Source organism: Winogradskyella psychrotolerans (assembly GCF_018860545.1).
Lineage (GTDB): Bacteria > Bacteroidota > Bacteroidia > Flavobacteriales > Flavobacteriaceae > Winogradskyella > Winogradskyella psychrotolerans_A.
On record NZ_JAHKPN010000012.1, the window covers coordinates 167761 to 189121 of the forward strand.

A 21361-nucleotide genomic window follows, 5' to 3' on the forward strand; every position below is an offset into this window, starting at 1 on the left:
TCAATTTTAAAGCGTTTTTTTTTAGATATTTTCTTATGCGTGCATACTTTTTTAAGAATTTCTTATTTAGTTCACATATATTTAATTAAATTGCTGATCTAATAAATTAACTAATTCTCTAACATGAAGACAATCTTTAAGCTTTTTACTATGCTTTTTTGTGTGGCATCTTTTGCGCAAACCACTATAAAAGGTACAATTAATGACAATACTGGGTTACCATTACCTGGTGCAAACATAGTCGTGGTAGGAACAAGTACAGGTACAGTATCTGACTTTGACGGAAACTACACGCTAACGGTGAATCAAGAACCACCATTTTCTATTCGAGTCAGTTATGCCGGTTTTGAACCTCAAACTTTAGAAATCACTTCTAATAACCAAACCGTTGATGTTACATTGGCTGAAGGAAACGAATTAGACGAAGTTGTAATTTCTGCTTCTCGTACTCCTGAACGAATTTTTGAATCTCCGGTCACAGTTGAACGTTTTGGATTAAAAGAAATAAAAAACACGGCTTCAGCAGATTTTTATGGAGGTTTAGAAAACTTAAAAGGTGTGGACGTAAACACTAGTAGTTTAACATTTAAATCCGTAAACACTCGAGGTTTTGCTACAACTGCAAACACCCGTTTTATGCAATTAGTTGATGGAATGGACAACTCTACTCCTGCCTTAAATTTCCCAATAGGAAACCTTGTTGGAATGGTTGAAACAGATGTACAAAGTGTTGAACTATTACCAGGAGCATCTTCTGCCTTATATGGAGCAAATGCATTTAATGGTATTTTATTTATGCGAAGTAAAAACCCTTTCGATCACCAAGGTATTAGGGCTTCGGTTAAAAAAGGAATCACATCTCAAAAAGCTGCAGGAGACAATGAGTATACAGATGTAAGTCTGAGTATGGCCTATAAATTTAGCGATAAATTTGCAGCAAAAGTAAACTTCGGATATTTAGACGGTACGGATTGGGCTGCAACTAGCGAAGTAGACAGTGATACCTTTGGTGGCACAAGAGCAACTAATCTAAACTACAACGGTATTAACGTTTATGGAGATGAAGTATCTGCAAATATTAACGACTTAGCGGGTGGAACTGGTATTGTTCCAGATGTATTTGTAAGTAGAACTGGTTATAATGAACGCGATTTAACAGAACATAAAGCGCAAAGTATTAAAGCCGATTGGGGATTATATTACCGCCCAATAACAGATAGTAATTTTGAAATACAATATGTAGGTAAAGTTGGTACTGGTACAACCATATACCAAGGGACGAACCGCTATAATATTGATGGATTCTTTCAAGAACAACATAAATTAGAATTAAAAAATGACAATTATTTCCTAAGAGGTTATGTTGTATCAGATAAAGCTGGTGATTCTTATGATATGGTATTTACTGGAATCAATATTAACAGAGCTTGGAAAAGTGACGCTGATTGGTTTGGTGATTACATCAATACTTACGTAGCTGCTACTTTAGGTGGAGGAGCTACAGATGAACAGGCTCATGCTGCGGCTAGAGCAGCTGCAGAAACCGGAAGATTTGAACCGGGTTCAACCGAATTTAATAATGCATTCAATAGAATTATAAAAGATCCAGATTTAGCTACAGGGTCTCAATTCCAAGATGCCTCTAAGTACTACCATGCCGATGGTAACTACAATTTTAGCCATTTAACTGATTTCGCTGATATCCAAATAGGAGGGTCTTACAGAAAATATAACTTAAACTCCTTCGGATCAATCTATACAGATTACGATGGCACCATAGACTATAGCGAGTTCGGTGTGTACACACAAGTTCAGAAAAACTTAGAACTTAATGAAGATATGGAATTAAAAATAACAGCATCTGCACGTTATGATAAATCAGAATTCTTTGATGGCTTTATATCACCAAGACTTTCATTAGGTTTAACATTAAACAGAAATCACAACATTAGAGCTTCTGCTCAAACCGGTTTTAGAAACCCAACAACACAAGATTTATTTATAGGCTTAGATGCTGGTAGAGCGATATTGGTTGGGTCTGCACCCGATAATTTAGATCGCTATTCAAGAGATTTCACATCGAGTAACGGAACTGTTTATAACCAAACAGGTGCGGCAGCTTACAACAACTCTTATACAGCATCATCTGTACAAGAATTAGCAGCAACAGGTGACCCTTCAGTATTAACAGTAGCTAATCCCAATCTTGTATCACCAGAGCAAGTAACTTCTGTAGAAATAGGATATAGAGGTAAATTTGATAAACTTACTATAGACTTTAGTACGTATTACAACAAATACAAAGACTTCATTTCTTCAGAAGTAGTAATAGCTCCATTATATGGATCAGTTACAGATGGCTCAGGAGTTGCAGCAATAGCCAATAGCGATTTCACTACATATAGTGCCTATACAAACTCTGATGCAGATGTTAATTCTTATGGAGCTTCAATAGGTTTATCTACTAAAATAATGGATGATTTTGATTTAGGCGGAAGTTACACATTTACAAAGCAAGATTTTGATCAAGCTGCTAATCCTAATTTTGAAACCAACTTTAATACACCAGAGCACAAGTTTAAAGCGCATTTTGGTAACACCGAGTTATTTAAAAACTTTGGGTTTAATGTCGCCTACAAATTTAGCGATGATTATTTTTGGGAAGCAACGTTTGGTGACGGTATAGTACCAGAATTTCACACCGTTGATGCACAAATTAGTTATACGATTCCAAGTTTAAAGTCCACAATTAAAATTGGTGGTACAAATATTGGTGGTAAAGAATACTTCACCATATTCGGGTCAGGTTATATTGGCTCAATGTACTACGCTTCTTGGACAATTAATAACCTATAAAAAAACAGCAAAATGAAAAATATAAAATATTTATTACTATCAGCTGTCCTAATTGGATTTACAGCATGTAATGATGAAGAAGATTTTGAAGAACTTTTAGATAACCCAACTAACGAAGTTGTGCTTCCAGAACTAACTGCAGGCTCAGCAGATTTCTCAACATATGTCGCTATTGGAAATTCGTTAACTGCAGGCTTTACCGACAATGCATTGTTTATTGCAGGTCAGGAAAACTCAATGCCTAATATGTTATCCCAAAAATTCGCTTTACTTGGAGGTGGTACATTTACACAACCTTTAATGGAAGATAATATTGGTGGTTTATTATTTGGAGGAAGCCAAAATGAAGATGGTAGTTTCGGACCTAGATTATATTTTGATGGCTCAGGTCCCGCTAGCTTACCTGCTATGTCATCAACAGAAGCATTTGCACCTTCATTAGGTTCACAAAATAATATGGGAGTTCCTGGTGCCGCAAGTTTTCATTTGTTATATGATGGTTATGGCAATCCTGCTAACTTAGTTACAGATCCTCCTACCGCTAATCCATATTTTGTACGTATGGCTTCGGATCCTTCAGCAACAATTTTAGGTGATGCATTAGCACAACAACCTACATTTGTATCCTTATGGATTGGTAATAACGACGTTTTAAATTATGCTACTTCTGGTGGAGACCAAAATGAGGCTGCTATTACTCCACAACTAACTTTTGAAGGATCTATAGATGCCATTATTGGCGCTTTACAAACTGCAAATGTGCAAGGTGTAATGGCTAATATTCCTTACGTAACAACCATCCCACATTTTACAACAGTTCCTCATAATCCTGTTCCTCTAGATGCTACAACTGCAGGATTTTTAAATAGTGCAAGTGCTTATGGAGCTTACAACGGAGGGCTTGATGGTACATTAGCATATCTTATAGCTAATCCTACTCAATTAGCCTTTTTCTTTCCTCCAACTGATGAGATGACATCTGAAGAATTAGCAACTGCAGAAATGGCTAGAAGAAAAATATACTTTTCTGAAGGTTCTGGTAATGCAGTAGTTATTATGGATGAGGATTTAACAGATTTAACCGCTATAAACCCTGCTCTGGTTAGTATGCGCCAAGCAACAGAAGATGATTTATTAGTATTACCAGCATCTAGCTTTATTGGTACCGAGGCTGTGCCAGGTAACCCAACAACTGTAAATGGTGTTGCTATACCACTGGCTGATAAATGGGTTTTAACACCTCAAGAGCAAGATGAAATAAAAACAGCAACAGATAATTTTAATATAAAATTAGAAGCTGCTGCAACGTCAGCAGGTTTTGCTTTTGTTGATGCCAACTCATTAATGTCACAATTAGATAATGGAGGTTATTCTGATGGCAACTTTATATTAACGTCTAGTTTAGTCACAGGAGGAGCATTCTCGTTAGATGGTGTTCACCCAACAGCAAGAGGTTATGCGCTATTAGCAAACGAGTTTATGAAAAAAATTGATGAAACTTATGATTCTAATTTTGAAGCTTCAGGGAACTTATTAGATATAGGAAATTACCCTACTAACTATCCTACAACGCTTCAATAATAGTATAAAAATTGATAAAAAAAACGCTCTCAAATTGAGGGCGTTTTCTTTGTTTAAAAAAGCCAATTTTTTGACATGGTATTTAAATTAAATCACATATCTTTGCAGCGCGAAAAACGAACGTACATAACATGATTGCGTAAGTCTTTTTTCACATTTAAATTATTGCAAAACAAAAACATAAGAGTAATGTCAAAAGTTACAGGTAAAGTTGCACAGATCGTAGGTCCAGTTATTGATGTAGAATTCGCTGCTGGTTCAGAGCTTCCAAAGATTTATGATTCGTTAGAAATTAACAATCAAGATGGTTCAAAATTAGTATTAGAAGTACAATCTCACATTGGTGAAGATACCGTACGTACTATTGCTATGGATTCTTCTGATGGTTTAAGTAGAGGAACAGAAGTTCACGCGACTGGTGCTCCAATTCAAATGCCAATTGGCGAAGATGTTTATGGACGTCTTTTTAACGTTATTGGTGATGCTATTGATGGTTTAGGAAATTTACCTAAAGCTGGTGATGCGGGTTTACCTATTCACAGACAAGCTCCAAAATTTGAAGATTTATCAACATCTACAGAAGTTTTATTCACTGGTATTAAAGTCATCGATTTAATTGAGCCTTACGCAAAAGGTGGTAAAATTGGTTTATTTGGTGGTGCTGGTGTTGGTAAAACAGTATTAATTCAAGAGTTGATTAACAATATTGCAAAAGGTCACGGTGGACTTTCTGTATTTGCAGGTGTTGGTGAAAGAACACGTGAAGGAAACGATTTACTTCGTGAAATGTTAGAGTCAGGTATTATTAAATATGGTGATGACTTTATGCATTCTATGGAAGATGGTGGATGGGATTTATCTAAAGTTGATAAATCTGGAATGAAAGATTCTAAAGCGACTTTCGTATTCGGACAAATGAATGAGCCTCCTGGAGCTCGTGCTCGTGTAGCACTTTCAGGATTAACTATAGCAGAATATTTCCGTGATGGTGCTGGTGAAGGACAAGGAAAAGATGTATTATTTTTCGTAGATAATATCTTCCGTTTTACACAAGCGGGTTCTGAGGTATCTGCATTATTAGGTCGTATGCCTTCTGCGGTAGGTTACCAACCAACATTAGCAACCGAAATGGGGGCGATGCAAGAACGTATTACGTCAACAAAAAGAGGATCTATTACATCTGTACAAGCGGTTTACGTACCTGCGGATGATTTAACGGATCCAGCTCCTGCAACAACGTTTGCTCACTTAGATGCCACTACAGTATTATCTCGTAAAATTGCAGAGTTAGGTATCTATCCTGCAGTAGATCCATTGGATTCTACGTCAAGAATTTTAACTGCTGATATTTTAGGTGATGAGCACTATGCGTGTGCACAACGTGTAAAAGAGTTATTACAACGCTATAAAGAATTACAAGATATTATTGCCATCTTAGGTATGGAAGAATTATCTGAAGAAGATAAAATGGCTGTAGGTAGAGCAAGACGTGTACAACGTTTCTTATCACAACCGTTCCACGTAGCTGAGCAATTTACAGGTATTCCTGGTGTATTAGTAGATATTAAAGAAACGATCAAAGGGTTTAACCAAATTATGGATGGTGAATTAGATCACTTACCTGAAGCGGCATTTAACCTTAAAGGTTCTATTGAAGAAGCTATTGAAGCTGGAGAAAAAATGTTAGCTGAGGCGTAGCCGAAGCTAATGCTGAACTCGTTTCAGTATCTCTCAAAAGAACTAGAATAAACATTAAAAAGACCCTGAACTAAATTCAGGGTAGTAAAATAAGTTTTACTATGTATTTAGAAATTGTATCACCAGAAGCCACATTATTTAGTGGAGACGTTACTTCAGTAACGGTTCCTGGAATAAACGGTGAATTTCAAATGTTGAATAATCACGCTCCTATTGTCTCTATTCTTAAAGAAGGCCATGTGAAAGTTGAAGGTAATATTCAATTAGAAAAAGAAGTTGAAGCTAAATTTACAAAATCCGATAAAGGAGTTTGGTTAGCTATCAATTCTGGAACATTAGAAATGAAAGATAATAAGCTAATTATTTTAGCGGATTAAAATCTATCATTATATAAATTATAAAAGCGCGAAATATTTCATTTCGCGCTTTTTTTGTTTTATAACTTACCTAATATCTTATCCATAACCCAAGCTGTATGTAGGCCACTTTCCCCTGTTGATGGATGCTGTGAAATCCCACTAAGATGTTTTTGCATATGGTCAACATGGTACAATTGTATAGGATTAGGCTGATCTATTACAAATGTCTCTTGCGATGTATTAGTAATTAATTCAATAGGCTCATCTCCAAAAACAGAAAAACGTAACTCACCTTCACTACCAACGATTCTAACGCTATCTTCTCTTTTATAAGCACCAAAATTCCATGAGGCAGAACCTATAACACCAGAATCATGCAACCACGAACCAGAAATAGCGTCTTTAGCCGTATATAATTGTTGTTGATTTAAACTCGCACCACTAGCCTCTTTAATACCGCCTAATAAGTAAATACATAAATCTAACCCATGACTTGCTAAGTCATCAAAATAACCTGCTGGTGCAATTTTAGCATCGGTTCTCCAATTATAATCTTCAGACAAATCTGCAGGACTAGCGGTCCTTGCTAGGTTCCAATTCACATATCTTATCACTCCTATAGCATTATTGTCTATTAGTGATTTTACTTTATCAAACCTGGGTAGAGATCGTCGATAGTACGCTATAAATAACGGTATATTTTGGTCCGCAAAAGCTGTATATATTTCTTTACATTCCATATAACTAGGAGCCATTGGTTTCTCTATACAGCAAATCTTTCCGGCTTTAGCCACTTTTAAGGCATAAAAATGATGACTATCTGGAGGAGTGGCGATATAAACGGCATCAACATTTCTATCATTTATAAGCGCATCGGCATCATCATAATATGTTTTTACACCATGGCGTTGCGCATAATCTTTAGCTAATTCTAATCGTCTGCGCATCACTGCTACGAGCTCAAAACCATTAACTAAACTGTAGGCAGGACCACTTTTAACTTCCGTAACATCACCACAACCAATAATTCCCCATTTTATAGTTTTATCCATAGCTTATTATAGTTGTTTTATAGATTCAAGTTCTACTTTAAGTTCTTGAAACATGGTCATAATACTACTTAATTTTAATTCCTTTTCATCATATTCTTGCGTATTAATACAACAGGTAAATTCCCAAATCTCCAAAACAGTGTCACGTGCAATTAAATACGGTTGATAGCTTTTATTATCTGAGCTTAACAATAAACTTGTTGTATCTCCTTCAGGCACATAAATGCGTTTATACACCAAACCATCATCTTTAGTTAATATAATATAAGTGCGCCCATTTTTTATATCTCTGATATCTTCTAAAAATTTTGCGACTATAAAAGCACCATCTTTTACAGGTAACATAGAATCCCCTTTAATAGGAAATGCGCGGTGTGTCCCTGTTGGCAAAAAAGGCAATTTAATTTTTTGAAGTTGCTCTATATATTCTGGATCATCGTAACCAGATAAATAGCCTGCTGATGCTTTTGTAGGTATAATTTCAATTAAATCTTCGTTATCTTCATTTACGGTTACAGGAAATAGCACGCGCTTGTTCCCCACTTCTATAAACGAGGTGTCTTTTGCTTTCCGTAAATCATTTTTAACTAAAATATCAATAGGAATATTAAAGAAATTAGACAAATCTATTAAACGATCTATGGGTGGCTCAGAACGACCCTCTTCGTAAGAACCCACAACAGAGCGCGTCCAATTAAGTTCGTCTGCAAAACGCTCTTGAGACAGCTTCCTAAGCGCGCGTAAATGTTTTATGTTAGCCTGAATTGGTTTCATTTAAAATTTTATTTTTATTAATTATTGTTTTAAAAGTGTCATACTAACAGTACAAGCCCTTACAACTCATATTCTCTTCCATCTTCACTATTTTACTTTTTACTTTTTACTTTTTTTAAACATTACTACAAATATAAGCAATGCAAACTACATATAGTAGCTAATTTTACAGTCTAGCTTTTAAAAATAATCAAGGATAGAGCTCAAATAATTTTATCAATCTATTGGTATCTCTTTATCAGTCAATTAAAATTTAGTCTTTGTTCTTGATTCTAAAAGCAAAGCGGTCTATTATCAAAAAACCAACGTTTTTTCACTATGTATTTAAATTGTCACACGTATTACAGCCTTCGTTATGGAACCATAAAACCAGAACAACTCCTTGCTATTGCATCCGAAAACGGTGTTCAAACCCTTGCCTTAACGGACATTAATAGTACATCCGCATGTTTAGATGTGATGCGTTTATCAAAAAAATATAAAATAAAACCAGTGCTAGGAGTCGATTTTAGAAATGGTGCGCAACAGCAATTTATTCTTATTGCTAAAAACAATAAAGGCTTTAAAAACATCAATGCGTATCTGTCTAAATTTCTACATAATCATGATTTGCAAATTCCCGAACGACCAGATGAAAATTTAGACGATTGTTTCGTGATTTATCCATATCAAAACGACATAAATTTCCAATTAAAACCCAATGAATTTTTAGGCATTACACCTCAAGACCTTAATCGACTTAAATTTTCAAAATGGAATCAATTCAAACATAAACTCGTGGTCTTAAAAACAGTGTCCTTTCAAAATAAAAAAGGATTTAACACACACCGTTTATTACGTGCTATTGCAAATAACACCTTGTTAAGTAAACTTCCAAAGTCCGAAGAAGGCAACGAACACGACAGAATGCTTCCTTATAACGACCTGTGCGAAACCTATTCAGAATTCCCAAACCTCATCAGTAATACTGAGCAGCTTTTAGAAGATTGTACCACCACGTTTGATTTTGAAAATACCACACCCAAAAACCAAAAATGCCTCACTGAAAATGAAACTTCAGATTATAAACTCTTAAAACAATTGACTTACGATGGCATTCCCTATCGTTATGGCACTAACGTGGAACAAAAAGTATATGACCGCATTGAAAAGGAACTTAGCATTATAAAACAACAAAACTTTGTGTCTTATTTTCTTATCAACTGGAAAATCTTAGAATACGCGCGAAGCAACGATTATTACTACGTTGGTCGTGGCAGTGGTGCCAATAGTATTATTGCCTATTTATTGCGAATTACAGATGTTGACCCCATTGAGCTCGATTTGTATTTTGAACGATTCATCAACCTATTTAGACAAAATCCACCAGATTTTGATCTCGATTTTTCTTGGCGAGACAGAGATGATATCACCAATTATATTTTCAAAACCTTTAAACATACAGCGCTTATTGCGGTTTATAACACCTTTAAATTTAAAGCTTCGGTACGCGAATTAGGAAAGGTTTTTGGCTTACCAAAAGCGGAAATGGATAAACTAACCCGAGGAAAATATAACATTAATCAATTCGATAAACTCTCGCAATTAGTTATTAAATATGCTCAGTACATTCAAGGTTTTCCCAATTATTTAGGCATTCATGCTGGTGGTATTTTAATTTCAGAACAACCCATTCATTGCTATTGTGCCACATTTATGCCACCAAAAGGATTTGCGACTACGCAATTTGATATGGTGGTTGCTGAAGATATTGGCTTATATAAATTCGATATTCTGAGTCAGCGTGGTTTAGGAAAAATAAAAGAAGCGGTAGAAATTATTGACGAAAATTACAGCGATCAACCGCCTATTGATATTCATGATATAAAAGGGTTTAAAAAAGACGAACGGATAAAGGATTTACTACGACATGCCAAAGCGATTGGTTGTTTTTATGTAGAATCACCAGCCATGCGCATGCTCTTAAAAAAGTTGCAAGTCGATAATTATTTGGGTTTAGTCGCCGCGAGTTCTATCATTAGACCTGGTGTTGCCAAAAGCGGTATGATGCGCGAATATATTTTACGTTATCGTTATCCCGAAAAACGAAAAGAAGCCCATCCTATTTTGCAGAAAATCATGCCCGAAACCTACGGTATTATGGTCTATCAAGAAGATGTCATTAAAGTCGCACACCTTTTTGGTGGTTTAGATTTAGGCGAATCGGATATGTTGCGTCGTGGTATGTCTGGAAAGTTTAGGTCGCGAGACGAGTTTGATAAAGTGAAACAAAAATTCTTTGACAATTGTATAAACGATGGCAAACCCGAAGCTTTAGTGACCGATATTTGGCGACAAATTGAAAGTTTTGCAGGCTATGCCTTTGCCAAAGGCCATTCGGCTTCTTATGCTGTTGAAAGTTATCAAAGCTTATTTCTAAAAGCCTACTACCCTTTAGAATACATGACCGCTACCATTAATAATTTTGGTGGATTTTATAGCACAGAACTCTATGTGCACGAAGCTCGAATGCACAACGGCATCATTGAAGCTCCTTGTATTAATCACTCCTTTCATCAAGCGATTATAAAAGAGAAAACCATTTATTTAGGCTTTATGTTTTTACAATCTTTAGAATCTAAAACCATCAATCGTATACTGAATGAACGCGAAAAAAATGGCCACTTTCAATCGCTAGATGATTTTATAGAACGAGTTCCCATTTCTATAGAACAGATATCCATTTTAATTAAAATCAATGCCTTTCGGTTTACAACAATTAACAAACGTGAATTGCTTTGGGAAGCGCATTTAAAAATTAGTAAAACGGTAGTACAAGACGAGGTGATGACACTATTTAAAACCCAACGGATTAACTATAATACACCAGAATTGCCAAGTACAGACTTAGAAAATGCTTTCGATTCGATTGAATTGTTAGGATTTCCCATTTGTAATCCATTTTATTTATTAGAAAAACCTTCGATTAGTAATTTACGTGCTAAACACTTAACACAACTAGAAAACAAACTCATTAGCATTGAAGGCTACTTAATTATCACAAAAAACACCAAAACATCGAATGGAAAAATGATGCATTTCGGAACGTTCTTAGATCGTGATGGTGATTTTATAGACACGGTTCATTTTCCTCCTACTGTAGCCAAATATCCATTTAGAGGAAAAGGGATTTATAGCATCATAGGCAAAGTCATGGTAGAATTTGATTGTGTAACCATTGAAGTTTCAAAAATGGAACGCTTGGCAATTATTGAAGATCCACGTTACTCGGTAAAATCTTTGAATCCAACATTTCAGAATAAACGAAGTTTTACAGATTTGAAAAGAGCCATCAGTTAAGGAATTTTAAAAAACAACATTTCGTCACTTCGAGTGATTTGCGAAGCATGAGTAAATTTGTATCGAGAAGCTCTCATTAATCATAAGGTTCTCGATACAACAATTTTTTTTCCGCTTTGGCTACAAAAATCGCCACTCGAACTGACGTTAATTACGCTTTTATAATAAAGTGGTTAGTTGAATTTTACACCCCTAATGAGCTTCGTTCGGTATCTTCAACAAAAGCATTCGCTTTTATTTCGATAATCCTCAAGGGGACAGTCTCACTGTTGCGAATAAAAAAATCTAAAAGATTTTTTTATTAATTGTCCCCTTGAGGGGACTTTAGGGGTGTTTTTAAACCTCTCATAAAACCCAAATTAAAAAATGAACAAAAACCGCAGCATCGTACATATGGATTTAGACACCTTTTTTGTGTCCTGTGAAAGACACATGGATAGTAGTCTCAATGGAAAACCGATTCTCATTGGTGGCACAAGCGACAGAGGTGTGGTGGCGTCTTGCAGTTACGAAGCGCGCACCTTTGGTGTGCATTCCGCCATGCCAATGCGTATGGCAAAACAATTGTGCCCAGAAGCCATTGTGCTTAGAGGCAACTCTGGGATTTACACTAAATTTTCAAATGACGTTACCGATGTGATTAAAGAAAGTGTGCCGCTTTATGAAAAAACATCAATCGATGAATTTTATATGGACCTCACCGGAATGGATAAATTTTTTGGTTGCCACAAACTAGCTTCAGAATTACGTCAGAAAATTATTAGAGAAACAGGTTTACCTATTTCCTTTGGCTTATCACTTAACAAAACGGTGTCTAAAATTGCGACTGGAGAAGCCAAACCTAATAACGAGATTCGTATTCTCTCTGGTGATGAAAAACCATTTTTAGCACCACTGTCGGTTAAAAAGATTCCGATGGTTGGCAATGTCACTTACAAAGCCTTGTGTGATTTAGGCGTCAAACGCATTCATACCATACAAGAAATGCCCATGGAACTCATGCATAAAGTATTGGGCAAAAATGGCCTTGTTATTTGGAAAAAAGCCAATGGCATAGACAATTCGCCAGTAGTGCAATACCAAGAACGTAAATCCATTTCTACAGAACGGACGTTTAATCAAGATACCACAGATGTTGCCAAATTAAAAGGAATGATTGTTGCTATGGCAGAAAACTTAGCTTACCAACTCCGTCGTGGTCATAAATTAACGGCTTGCGTCACCTTTAAAATTCGGTATTCAGATTTTCAGACCTACACACAACAACAACGCATTCCATATAGTGCTATGGACCATATGCTTATTCCTGTGGTCTTAGATTTGTTTAAAAAACTATACCATCGTAGACTTTTAGTACGGTTAATTGGTGTAAAATTTAGTCATTTGGTAGAAGGTGGCCATCAAGTAAACCTGTTTGAAGACAATGAAAAACACCTTAATCTCAGCAATGCCATGGACAAAATGCGCGAACGTTATGGAGATAGAGTTGTTATGAGTGCTGCAGGATTAGAAGCTAAAACCATTAGCCGTTTTAACCCGTTTAATGGCGAACCGCCTCCTTTATTGGCTAATCGACGACAATAATTTTACTTCGCACCCAACCAAGCATCACGATTTGCTTTCTCTCCTTCAGATAATTCATCTAAACTTGAAATAGCATAAGACGTATCAGCATCTAAAGTGAGTTTTACAGTGTGTTGCTTTCCGAAGCGCTCGTAAACCACATCGACGGTTTGGTTAGGTTTCACCGTACCTAAAACCGTATTTAAGTCTATAGTTTCATTGAGTGCAACACCATCAATTTTAAGTAATTTATCTCCTTTTTCAAGTCCTGCGGCATAAGCTCCAGAACCGACTAATGTATTACTTGTAATCACTTGATTGTTCAAACGCAATCCAAAAGCAGGCTGCGCTGTGTTTTGTTGTAACTGCACACCAACCGTTTTAAATAAGGTTTTAAAATCTGGCATGCCGCTTTTATAGATATAATTATTGAAAAATTGGTCACCAAATTCAGCACCAGCATAGTCGTTTAAGGTTTGCTGTAAATCTGCAATGGTATAATAGGTTTCCGTTTTTCCGTAGGTGTTCCAGACTAATGTCATATAATCATCCAGATTCAAGTTTTCTGCTCTAAGCGATAAATCTAAAGCCAAACCCAACATACTTCCATACGAATAATAAGAAATAAAAGTATTATCGCGATTGATATCATCCACCGAACGTGCTGCATCTACAAACGGAGCTTGGTAGCTCATCTCAATAGGATTAAAAAACTGTCGTCCTGGCGAATTCCACACGTAATTAAAAGTTCCTGTCAATCCTTTTATATAATCTTCCTGTGCTATAAGTCCAGCTCTAGTTAAGGTTAAATCGTCATAATAACTGGTAAAGCCTTCAGCAAACCAAAGCTCTCCGCTCATATTAGCTTCTTCAAAATTAAAAGGCTCTAAACTTTGTGGTCGTATGCGTTCTACATTCCAGCAATGAAAAAACTCATGAGACACCGTCCCAATATTACGATCTGCTCCATCGGCTAGACTTCTTGTGCTGGTGACGATGGTAGAATTCCGGTGTTCCATACCATCTCCTGTCGCATTAGGAATATAACAACCTAAAAACGTGTATTCGCCGTAATCGTAAGTTGGTAATTCGCCAAAAACGGCCTTCTGTTGTAAGATTGTTTTCTTTACGTTTTCAAAATAGGCATCAAATTCTTCGGCTGTACCATTATGGTGTAAAGCAAAATTGATCTTTTGACCATCCACCTCAAACGAACGTACCATATGGTCACTGATTTCAGTTGGACTATCCATAAAATACTGTAAGTTTTCAGCGGAATAAGTGGTGCCTTCTACGAACTTTAACTGCGTTGCAATTTTCCAGTTGAAGTCTTCGCGAGGTTTAAATTCAATGTTGAAGGTGTCATTCTCCAAACGCGGAGCATACATAAAGGTCGCTGGCATATTAAGATGCGCGTGCGTTTCGTCGATTTGAGCATAAGTGCCATCACCATGATTGGCGTATAAGGTATAATGAACTATTATAGTGCCATCGTGATTGTTTACGTTCCAAGAATACGGATCGGGACGTATCGTTTCTAAAACATTACCCTTCCCGTCTGTCACCTTTACATTGTAAACATTCTTAGCAAATTCGTGAATAGCGTAACGTCCTGGTGAACTTCTCGACATTCTAAATGTCGCTTCACCAGATTTTAAACCTTTGAATGTGGCCATGATTTCAGCTTCATGATGCACTGCATTTTCAAACGAAATGATATAACTTGAACTTCCTCCAATTGTTGATTCCGTTTCAGAAGTTGTATCATCTTTACAATTCACTAAACATAAAAATGACAGTAATAAAATTAGGCTTCGCATCTATTCAATTTTTTAGACACCCAAGATACTAATTTTTAAAACCTTTTAATCTTCTACGTATTCTAATATATCACTAGGCTGACAGTCCAAAGCTTTACAAATGGCTTCTAAGGTTGAAAATCGAATAGCCTTAGCCTTTCCTGTTTTTAAAATAGACAGGTTTGCTGTTGTGATGCCAACGATTTCAGCAAGCTCGTTACTCTTCATGCCACGTTGGGCTAGTATGATGTCTAGGTTAACTATTATTGGCATGGCTATATGGTTAGGTCGTTTTCTGCTCTCAAATTTTCACCTTCTTTAAAAATTTCTGCCATTATAAAAGCCAAGAGTATATAAATTACAGGAGTTAAGGACAGATGTGAAATAGTTTGACTTCCGCTTTCAAATCGAAGCACGGTATAACTTATTAGAATTGTCACCACAATAATATAAATTCCAATCGTCCTAAACAGTTTCGCATTACGATTACTAAAGGTGTGTAATGTTTTCACTGATAACATAATGGTTTCGAAAGCCCTTAGTATTAGAAATAGTAACACAGCAACACTAATGACTTTAAAATAATTGATATACAATGATATTGTTTTTAGTTTTCCAAACGTATAAGGTTTTGAGTCAAATTGGGCTTCCTTAGTATCATCCTTCCACACATCTGATACTATTGTAGAAACTCCAAGATAACCAGGATTAGCCTTTAATACAATCTCTTCATCTGCAAAATAATCTTTATCAATTTGTGCATATACAAATAAACCTGTCAGACCTACTGCAGCAATTATTAATAGGATTTTTAATCCTCTCGATACCCAAATAGCGATATTTAAAAGTGTGTTTTTAGTCATAATTAAATAGTTAAGTCGTTTTCTTCTTTTATAGCCTTAGTATCTCTAAGAACCGTACTCATCAACATTAAAAACAATCCCATCGCAATTATCAATAAATAGACTAATGTTTTTTCACTTAAACCAAGTATAACTTGCCGTTTATAGAACATATTACCAATCTCATCAATAAACCATAAAGCGACTGAAGAAAAAACCATAAGTTTCCCCGAATTGAACATGCCATTTGTAAGTTCGGTATTATAAAAATCATTTTTTAATAACAACTTGGTCGCCTTTCTTAATCTCCAAAGCGCAACGACAAAAGCAGCATAAACCGCAAGCTTTAAAAAAGTAAAACGATAAAGCATGGCTTCAGTTTTATAAACTAATACATCTTCATCTATGCCGATAAAATCTTGTTTTATACCTAAGAGAATCATTGCTAATATGAAAATCCCTATACCAATGCTCATTAGAATAAGGAAAATAATAACATTTAGTATCGTATAAAGTGTTTTTGCAGAATTCATAATTATCGTTTTACGATAACAAATATATAAAAATTATCGATAAACAATAATTTATTATTAAAAAGATGATTTATATAGTAGACCTAGCAGGTTTTAAAAACCTAGCAGGTCTTTTTCATATATTTGAAACATGAAACATCCATAGCTCGCTTTTGATACCCAAGGGAATGATAAAATGGATGTACCATGTGACCGATAAAAAACAATAAATATAAACACATGAATCCCAACACCATCATTTCAGAAAGCCCTAGACCAATTTGGCAAATACCCATTGCTGCCCTATTCTTTACCATGGCTTTCGGAATTATGGGTTATAAAGTTTTTCTATGGGCAACAACCAACCAACCGCTAGGCATACGGTTATTAGATTTTGAAGGTGTTATTTATTTCACGGGTATTGGTGCCAGTTTTTGTTCCAGAAAACGCATCCATATAGACATTCCTAATTCCAGATTTAGACCAACCATAGAAGTTGGCCCTGTAAAATTGGGATCATGGCAGACCATTAAAAACTACCAATATGTTTCCGTGTTCCATCAACCCACAGTAGGTGGTGATTATATATTTGAAGTCAATCTGTGGTACAATAACAACAAGCATTTTGAATTGTACGAAGAAGACAATTATAAAGAAGCCTTTCTCATCGGTTACGAACTTTCAGAACAACTCAACATCGATTTGCTAGACGCTACAGTGCCTAACGACTTTAAATGGATTGATAAAGACGAATGGAAAGCTAAGATGGCATCTGGCAACATTGAATAACCTCTCTTTAGACCTATCAGGTTTTAAAAACTATCAGCGCTCTACAAGAATATAGTACCTTTACCACATGCAAGACACCTTCGTTACCATAGCCCGATATCCGTATTCTACAGAAGCACAAATTGCTAAAGGACGCTTAGAATCCGATGGTATTGAAGTCTTCCTAAGAGATAATCTTGCCATAGATACAGATCCTTTAGTGAGTCAGGCCATTGGAGGTGTAAAATTAAAAGTACTTGCTAAAGACGAAGTACAAGCGCGAGCCATTTTACAATCAATCAAAGCCTATTCTGTAGATGATGAAGGCAACCCTATTGTGTGTCCCAATTGTAAAAGTGAACACATTGAAATGTACACCACCATTACTAATTTAAAATCCTTAATGTCATTTCTAATTGGCCTCCTATTCTTTACCTTACCGTTTAGCACGCGTTACCAATATAAATGTGAAGATTGCAATACTGAATTTCCAATCAAAGATTAATTACCGTATCATAAGCGGTTTTCAGTTTTTTAATCACAATCTCTAATTCATCTTCATTTAAATGGCCAAAGCCAAAACGAATAGCACACGTAGTTTTATCTTGATATAAAATAGTTTTTGGCAGAAACAAATCGAGCTTCTCAGCTTCTTCAGCTAATTTAACTAAGGAAATATTATCTATAAACCGTAACCATAACGCTAAACCACCCAAAGGTTTTTCCCAAGTGACAATACCTTCAAAATACGTATTTAAATACAGACATAAGCTATCCAGACGTTGCTTATAAGTCACAATATTTTTTTTCTTCAATCTATAAATTTCCCCTTCAGAAATGAGTTCGGCAAGCATTTGTTCTTGTATTAAATCTCCTTGCTGATCTAACAACTGCAAATAGTTTTTGGCTTCCGAGATAAAATTTTCGTGCGCCACCACAAACCCAGTATGAAAGCTAGGAAATAACGATTGTCCTAATTTACCGAGATAAATAACCATACCATCTGCATCAGCACTTGCCATAGGTAACATAGCCGAACCTTCAAACTGAAAATCATAATCATAATCGTCTTCTATAATAGCAAACCCGTAAGTCTTGGCGAGTTCCAACAATTGTAAACGACGTGTAGCACTCAACGTTACCGTTGTAGGATAATCTCTATGCGCACAGATATACACACATCGAATACGTTTCTTTACAAAATGGGTTTTGATATAATCCACATCCAAACCGTCCTTATCTACTGGAATAGTCCTTATGGTAGCTCCAGCTTCTTGAAATATCATATTAGCTGCATAATTACTCAACTGACCTACCAACACCAAATCATTTTGTTTAACAAGCAGTTGCGACACCATATAAAGGCTCATTTCAGTGCTACGCGTATTGATTAAATGATTCGGATTGATATGAAAACCTCGTGTAGCATTCAAATAATTACACAACTGCGTACTAAACGCCGAAGGAGTTAAAGCACTCGTTCTATTCCATTTTTTTATTAACGGCTTACGTTTCATGGCCGCACTATACCATCTCGAAAATTGGTGTACAGGATGCAAACGCAGATCGGGCTTACCATCATTAATAAAATAGTTGGCAGTCGTCTCTTGCGTGGTTGAAGCCAAATGAAATGATTTTTGAAACGGAAAACCAGCAACTTTCGGATACGCATACGCTATTTGCAAGTAGTCTGTTGTGGCCTTAATTTTTGCTGTTGAGGCTTCAGGTACTAAAACAAAAGTCCCTTTATTGGCTATAATATCTACCCAACCTTGTGACGCCAACTCGTCATAAATAGCAACAGCCGTATTGCGATGAACATTCAACAACTGACTAAAAACACGTGTACCAGGTAATTTACTACCCTTTTCTAAATAGCCACGCTGTATCGCATTCACTATTTGCTGAGCAACTTGCACATACACTGGTTTTGCCATAAATTTATCGAAGGTAATAAGCTGTTTGAGAATTTGACTAACCGGACTATTCATTGTTTTAAAACTGGACTACTTTAATCGTCCGGAAAGTTACGACTTTTGTAGTGTTAAAATGAAAACATACTCCTACAACCTATTATAAAACATAAGTAGATGAAAATTATAGCCGCACTGTTCACATGCATTTTAATGGTCACTTGCCAACTCAATGCTCAAGAAACACTACCCCTCATAAAAACAGATTCCTTAAAAGAGGTACTTATTACCTCAACACGAATTGATTTACCCTTCAAGGAAAATTCCAGAACCATAAATATCATCACCTCAGCAGATATTAAAAACAGTGCAGCAATTACTGTTGTTGATGTATTGCAGCAAATTGCCGGAGTTGATATTAGACGTCGTGGTACGGGCGGCAGTCAAGCCGATTTATTCATTAGAGGTGGTGGTTTCGATCAAACACTCTTATTAATTGATGGCATAAAAATGGACGATGCGCAAACTGGTCACCATACCTTAAATGCTGCGCTTCCTTTAGAAGTTATTCAACGCATAGAAGTCATAAAAGGACCTGCCGCACGTGTCTTTGGTCAAAATGCCTTTACGGGAGCGATTAATATAGTCACAAAATCGAGTTTAGACAATACCGTTTCTGCGAATCTTGAAACAGGCTCCTTTGGTCAACTTAATGGTTCGGTAACCGTTGGAAATGAATTAAAAAACTCAACACACATCCTTCATGTAGGCAAAATGACCTCTGAGGGCTATCGTAACAATTCAGATTATGACAATTCTAATTACTTTCTAAAAAGTGTCTTTAATAAAAACAACCAAGCTGTTGAAATGATTGCCACATTTTCTGAACGTAAGTTTGGTGCCGAAAATTTTTACACCACCAATCCAGCTTATAACGAATACGAAGAAACACAAAACAGCTTAATCGCCTTCACCACGAAGTTTCAATCTGAAAACCTAAAAATTCAACCGCGACTTTATTGGAAACGCAACCAAGATATGTTCCTTCTTAAACGTTTTGAACCTGAATTTTTCAGGAACTTTCACCTATCTAATAAAATTGGTGCCGAAGCCAACGCCTCCTACACGTCTAAATTAGGGATTACCGGATTTGGAATAGACCTATCTCAAACCTACTTACGAAGCAACAATTTAGGCCAGCGTCATCGGTTTATGACCACTGTATTTTTAGAGCATCGTTTTCAGTTTATAGATAACCGACTAGATATTACACCTGGTGTGGCGATGACTTATTTTTCGGACTTTAAATTTAACGGATTCCCAGGATTAGATGTAGGATTCGATATCACTAATAACTTAAAAGCGTATGGAAATATTGGCTTCACATACAGAATTCCAACCTACACCGATTTGTATTACACGGATCCAAGAACCAATGGCAACGCCGATTTAGAACCCGAAGAAGCCTTTGCACAAGAAATCGGGATTAAATACAACAACCAAAAATTTAGAGCAAGCCTATCCGTTTTTAATCGAGATGCTAAAAACTTAATAGATTACGTTAGACCAAACACGGTTGAAGAAATCTTTACAGCCACCAACATCGCAGAAGTCAATACTAAAGGACTAGAAGTTGACGTAGCCTATAATTTTGAAATCAACAGCTTCAACCAAACCTTAGCGCTTGGTTATGCCTATTTAGAAGATGATATTTTAGAACAAAACGAAGAACTATCACGTTATGCCTTAAACACCTTAAAACACCAATACACCACCAGATTAAGCACACAACTATGCAAAAACGTGAGTCAAAGTATCATTTACAAATATGCCGAACGCACTACAGGACAAACCTATAACGTTTGGGATGCCTCAATAATGTTCCAACTAAAACAAGTAGAACTCTCCATAACCGCAAACAACATTTTTAATGCTGATTATATAGAATCAGGCTTTACACCCATGCCACCAAGTAATGTGTTGTTTGGCTTGCGTTACAAATTCTTTTAATTATTTGTCATTCCTGCGCAGGCAGGAACCCACAACAAAACTTCATCTTTAAACCAATCCACAAAATACTGTCATCCCTGCGAACTTTGTCTTTCCGGAGAAAGCAGACAAACTTTCAAGTACAAACAACTAAAGCCACAATAAAAAACAACACACTCTGTCATTCCTGCGAAGGCAGGAATCCACAACAACACTGCACCCTTAAAACAATCCCTATGCGCTCAACCCACTCAATTCTTCAAAATACTTAATCAAACAAACATCGACTATACAAAGTAGATTCCTGCCTACGCAG

General features: G+C 36.1%; 16 protein-coding genes. 9 read left to right on the forward strand and 7 right to left on the reverse strand.

The window, feature by feature from the left end:
- Positions 1-123: 123 nt before the first annotated feature.
- The 4 genes from KO515_RS07150 to KO515_RS07165 all read left to right on the forward strand — a co-directional run bounded on the left by KO515_RS07150 (position 124) and on the right by KO515_RS07165 (position 6512).
- Positions 124-2856, forward strand: coding sequence for a TonB-dependent receptor (locus KO515_RS07150; RefSeq protein ID WP_215935697.1), 2733 nt, complete (start codon positions 124-126; stop codon positions 2854-2856).
- A 12-nt stretch (positions 2857-2868) separates the two neighbouring features.
- Entirely contained in the window at positions 2869-4437 is a 1569-nt protein-coding gene (locus KO515_RS07155) for a G-D-S-L family lipolytic protein (protein WP_215935698.1), read from the forward strand.
- A 189-nt stretch (positions 4438-4626) separates the two neighbouring features.
- On the forward strand, positions 4627-6135 hold the full coding sequence (atpD, locus tag KO515_RS07160) for a F0F1 ATP synthase subunit beta (RefSeq protein WP_215935699.1): 1509 nt from the start codon (positions 4627-4629) through the stop codon (positions 6133-6135).
- Positions 6136-6236: 101 nt separating this feature from the next.
- Complete coding sequence (locus KO515_RS07165) at positions 6237-6512, forward strand: F0F1 ATP synthase subunit epsilon (RefSeq protein WP_215935700.1); 276 nt, start codon at positions 6237-6239, stop codon at positions 6510-6512.
- Between the two features lie 59 nt (positions 6513-6571).
- On the opposite strand, the gene KO515_RS07170 is transcribed toward KO515_RS07165, so the two are convergent.
- Together KO515_RS07170 and KO515_RS07175 are read right to left on the reverse strand one after the other, a co-directional pair.
- Entirely contained in the window at positions 6572-7546 is a 975-nt protein-coding gene (locus KO515_RS07170) for a Gfo/Idh/MocA family protein (protein ID WP_215935701.1), read from the reverse strand.
- A 6-nt stretch (positions 7547-7552) separates the two neighbouring features.
- Positions 7553-8320 carry an XRE family transcriptional regulator gene (locus KO515_RS07175; RefSeq protein ID WP_215935702.1) on the reverse strand — a complete coding sequence of 256 codons (768 nt, stop codon included), beginning with the start codon at positions 8318-8320 and terminating at the stop codon, positions 7553-7555.
- A 318-nt stretch (positions 8321-8638) separates the two neighbouring features.
- Here KO515_RS07175 and KO515_RS07180 point away from each other — a divergent pair, with 318 nt between their 5' ends.
- Together KO515_RS07180 and dinB are read left to right on the forward strand one after the other, a co-directional pair.
- The gene (locus tag KO515_RS07180) at positions 8639-11659 is read left to right on the forward strand and encodes a DNA polymerase III subunit alpha (RefSeq protein WP_215935703.1); all 3021 of its coding nucleotides are present in this window, start codon (positions 8639-8641) and stop codon (positions 11657-11659) included.
- A 366-nt stretch (positions 11660-12025) separates the two neighbouring features.
- Positions 12026-13243, forward strand: coding sequence for a DNA polymerase IV (dinB, locus tag KO515_RS07185; protein ID WP_178986168.1), 1218 nt, complete (start codon positions 12026-12028; stop codon positions 13241-13243).
- Positions 13244-13245: 2 nt separating this feature from the next.
- Here dinB and KO515_RS07190 read toward each other — a convergent pair whose 3' ends face one another.
- The 4 genes from KO515_RS07190 to KO515_RS07205 are packed head-to-tail and all read right to left on the reverse strand — an operon-like array spanning position 13246 to position 16396.
- Positions 13246-15042, reverse strand: a complete 1797-nt coding sequence (locus KO515_RS07190; RefSeq protein WP_215935704.1) for a M61 family metallopeptidase — start codon at positions 15040-15042, stop codon at positions 13246-13248.
- 45 nt (positions 15043-15087) lie between these two features.
- Positions 15088-15294 carry a helix-turn-helix domain-containing protein gene (locus tag KO515_RS07195; RefSeq protein WP_178986171.1) on the reverse strand — a complete coding sequence of 69 codons (207 nt, stop codon included), beginning with the start codon at positions 15292-15294 and terminating at the stop codon, positions 15088-15090.
- Positions 15295-15296: 2 nt separating this feature from the next.
- Positions 15297-15884, reverse strand: a complete 588-nt coding sequence (locus tag KO515_RS07200) for a DUF2975 domain-containing protein (protein ID WP_215935705.1) — start codon at positions 15882-15884, stop codon at positions 15297-15299.
- A 2-nt stretch (positions 15885-15886) separates the two neighbouring features.
- Complete coding sequence (locus KO515_RS07205) at positions 15887-16396, reverse strand: DUF2975 domain-containing protein (protein ID WP_215935706.1); 510 nt, start codon at positions 16394-16396, stop codon at positions 15887-15889.
- 219 nt (positions 16397-16615) lie between these two features.
- Between KO515_RS07205 and KO515_RS07210 the strand changes: the two genes are divergently transcribed.
- Both KO515_RS07210 and KO515_RS07215 read left to right on the forward strand, forming a co-directional pair.
- Entirely contained in the window at positions 16616-17164 is a 549-nt protein-coding gene (locus tag KO515_RS07210) for a hypothetical protein (RefSeq protein WP_215935707.1), read from the forward strand.
- Positions 17165-17231: 67 nt separating this feature from the next.
- Positions 17232-17648 (forward strand): putative signal transducing protein, encoded by a 417-nt coding sequence (locus KO515_RS07215; protein ID WP_215935708.1) that lies wholly within the window; start codon positions 17232-17234, stop codon positions 17646-17648.
- Here the strand turns inward: KO515_RS07215 and KO515_RS07220 are convergent.
- Positions 17638-19134, reverse strand: coding sequence for a PLP-dependent aminotransferase family protein (locus KO515_RS07220; RefSeq protein ID WP_215935709.1), 1497 nt, complete (start codon positions 19132-19134; stop codon positions 17638-17640). The genes KO515_RS07215 and KO515_RS07220 overlap by 11 nt on opposite strands.
- Before the next feature lie 99 nt (positions 19135-19233).
- On the opposite strand from KO515_RS07220, the gene KO515_RS07225 reads away from it, so the two are divergent.
- The gene (locus KO515_RS07225; protein ID WP_215935710.1) at positions 19234-21066 is read left to right on the forward strand and encodes a TonB-dependent receptor; all 1833 of its coding nucleotides are present in this window, start codon (positions 19234-19236) and stop codon (positions 21064-21066) included.
- The last annotated feature ends 295 nt before the right edge of the window (positions 21067-21361 follow it).

What these genes read in the sequence shown, in the direction of transcription:
- KO515_RS07150 (WP_215935697.1), top strand. Translation starts at nt 124, where the DNA reads ATGAAGACAATCTTTAAGCTTTTTACTATGCTTTTTTGTGTGGCATCT.
- KO515_RS07155 (WP_215935698.1), top strand. Translation starts at nt 2,869, where the DNA reads ATGAAAAATATAAAATATTTATTACTATCAGCTGTCCTAATTGGATTT.
- atpD (WP_215935699.1), top strand. Translation starts at nt 4,627, where the DNA reads ATGTCAAAAGTTACAGGTAAAGTTGCACAGATCGTAGGTCCAGTTATT.
- KO515_RS07165 (WP_215935700.1), top strand. Translation starts at nt 6,237, where the DNA reads ATGTATTTAGAAATTGTATCACCAGAAGCCACATTATTTAGTGGAGAC.
- KO515_RS07170 (WP_215935701.1), bottom strand. Translation starts at nt 7,546, where the DNA reads ATGGATAAAACTATAAAATGGGGAATTATTGGTTGTGGTGATGTTACG.
- KO515_RS07175 (WP_215935702.1), bottom strand. Translation starts at nt 8,320, where the DNA reads ATGAAACCAATTCAGGCTAACATAAAACATTTACGCGCGCTTAGGAAG.
- KO515_RS07180 (WP_215935703.1), top strand. Translation starts at nt 8,639, where the DNA reads ATGTATTTAAATTGTCACACGTATTACAGCCTTCGTTATGGAACCATA.
- dinB (WP_178986168.1), top strand. Translation starts at nt 12,026, where the DNA reads ATGAACAAAAACCGCAGCATCGTACATATGGATTTAGACACCTTTTTT.
- KO515_RS07190 (WP_215935704.1), bottom strand. Translation starts at nt 15,042, where the DNA reads ATGCGAAGCCTAATTTTATTACTGTCATTTTTATGTTTAGTGAATTGT.
- KO515_RS07195 (WP_178986171.1), bottom strand. Translation starts at nt 15,294, where the DNA reads ATGCCAATAATAGTTAACCTAGACATCATACTAGCCCAACGTGGCATG.
- KO515_RS07200 (WP_215935705.1), bottom strand. Translation starts at nt 15,884, where the DNA reads ATGACTAAAAACACACTTTTAAATATCGCTATTTGGGTATCGAGAGGA.
- KO515_RS07205 (WP_215935706.1), bottom strand. Translation starts at nt 16,396, where the DNA reads ATGAATTCTGCAAAAACACTTTATACGATACTAAATGTTATTATTTTC.
- KO515_RS07210 (WP_215935707.1), top strand. Translation starts at nt 16,616, where the DNA reads ATGAATCCCAACACCATCATTTCAGAAAGCCCTAGACCAATTTGGCAA.
- KO515_RS07215 (WP_215935708.1), top strand. Translation starts at nt 17,232, where the DNA reads ATGCAAGACACCTTCGTTACCATAGCCCGATATCCGTATTCTACAGAA.
- KO515_RS07220 (WP_215935709.1), bottom strand. Translation starts at nt 19,134, where the DNA reads ATGAATAGTCCGGTTAGTCAAATTCTCAAACAGCTTATTACCTTCGAT.
- KO515_RS07225 (WP_215935710.1), top strand. Translation starts at nt 19,234, where the DNA reads ATGAAAATTATAGCCGCACTGTTCACATGCATTTTAATGGTCACTTGC.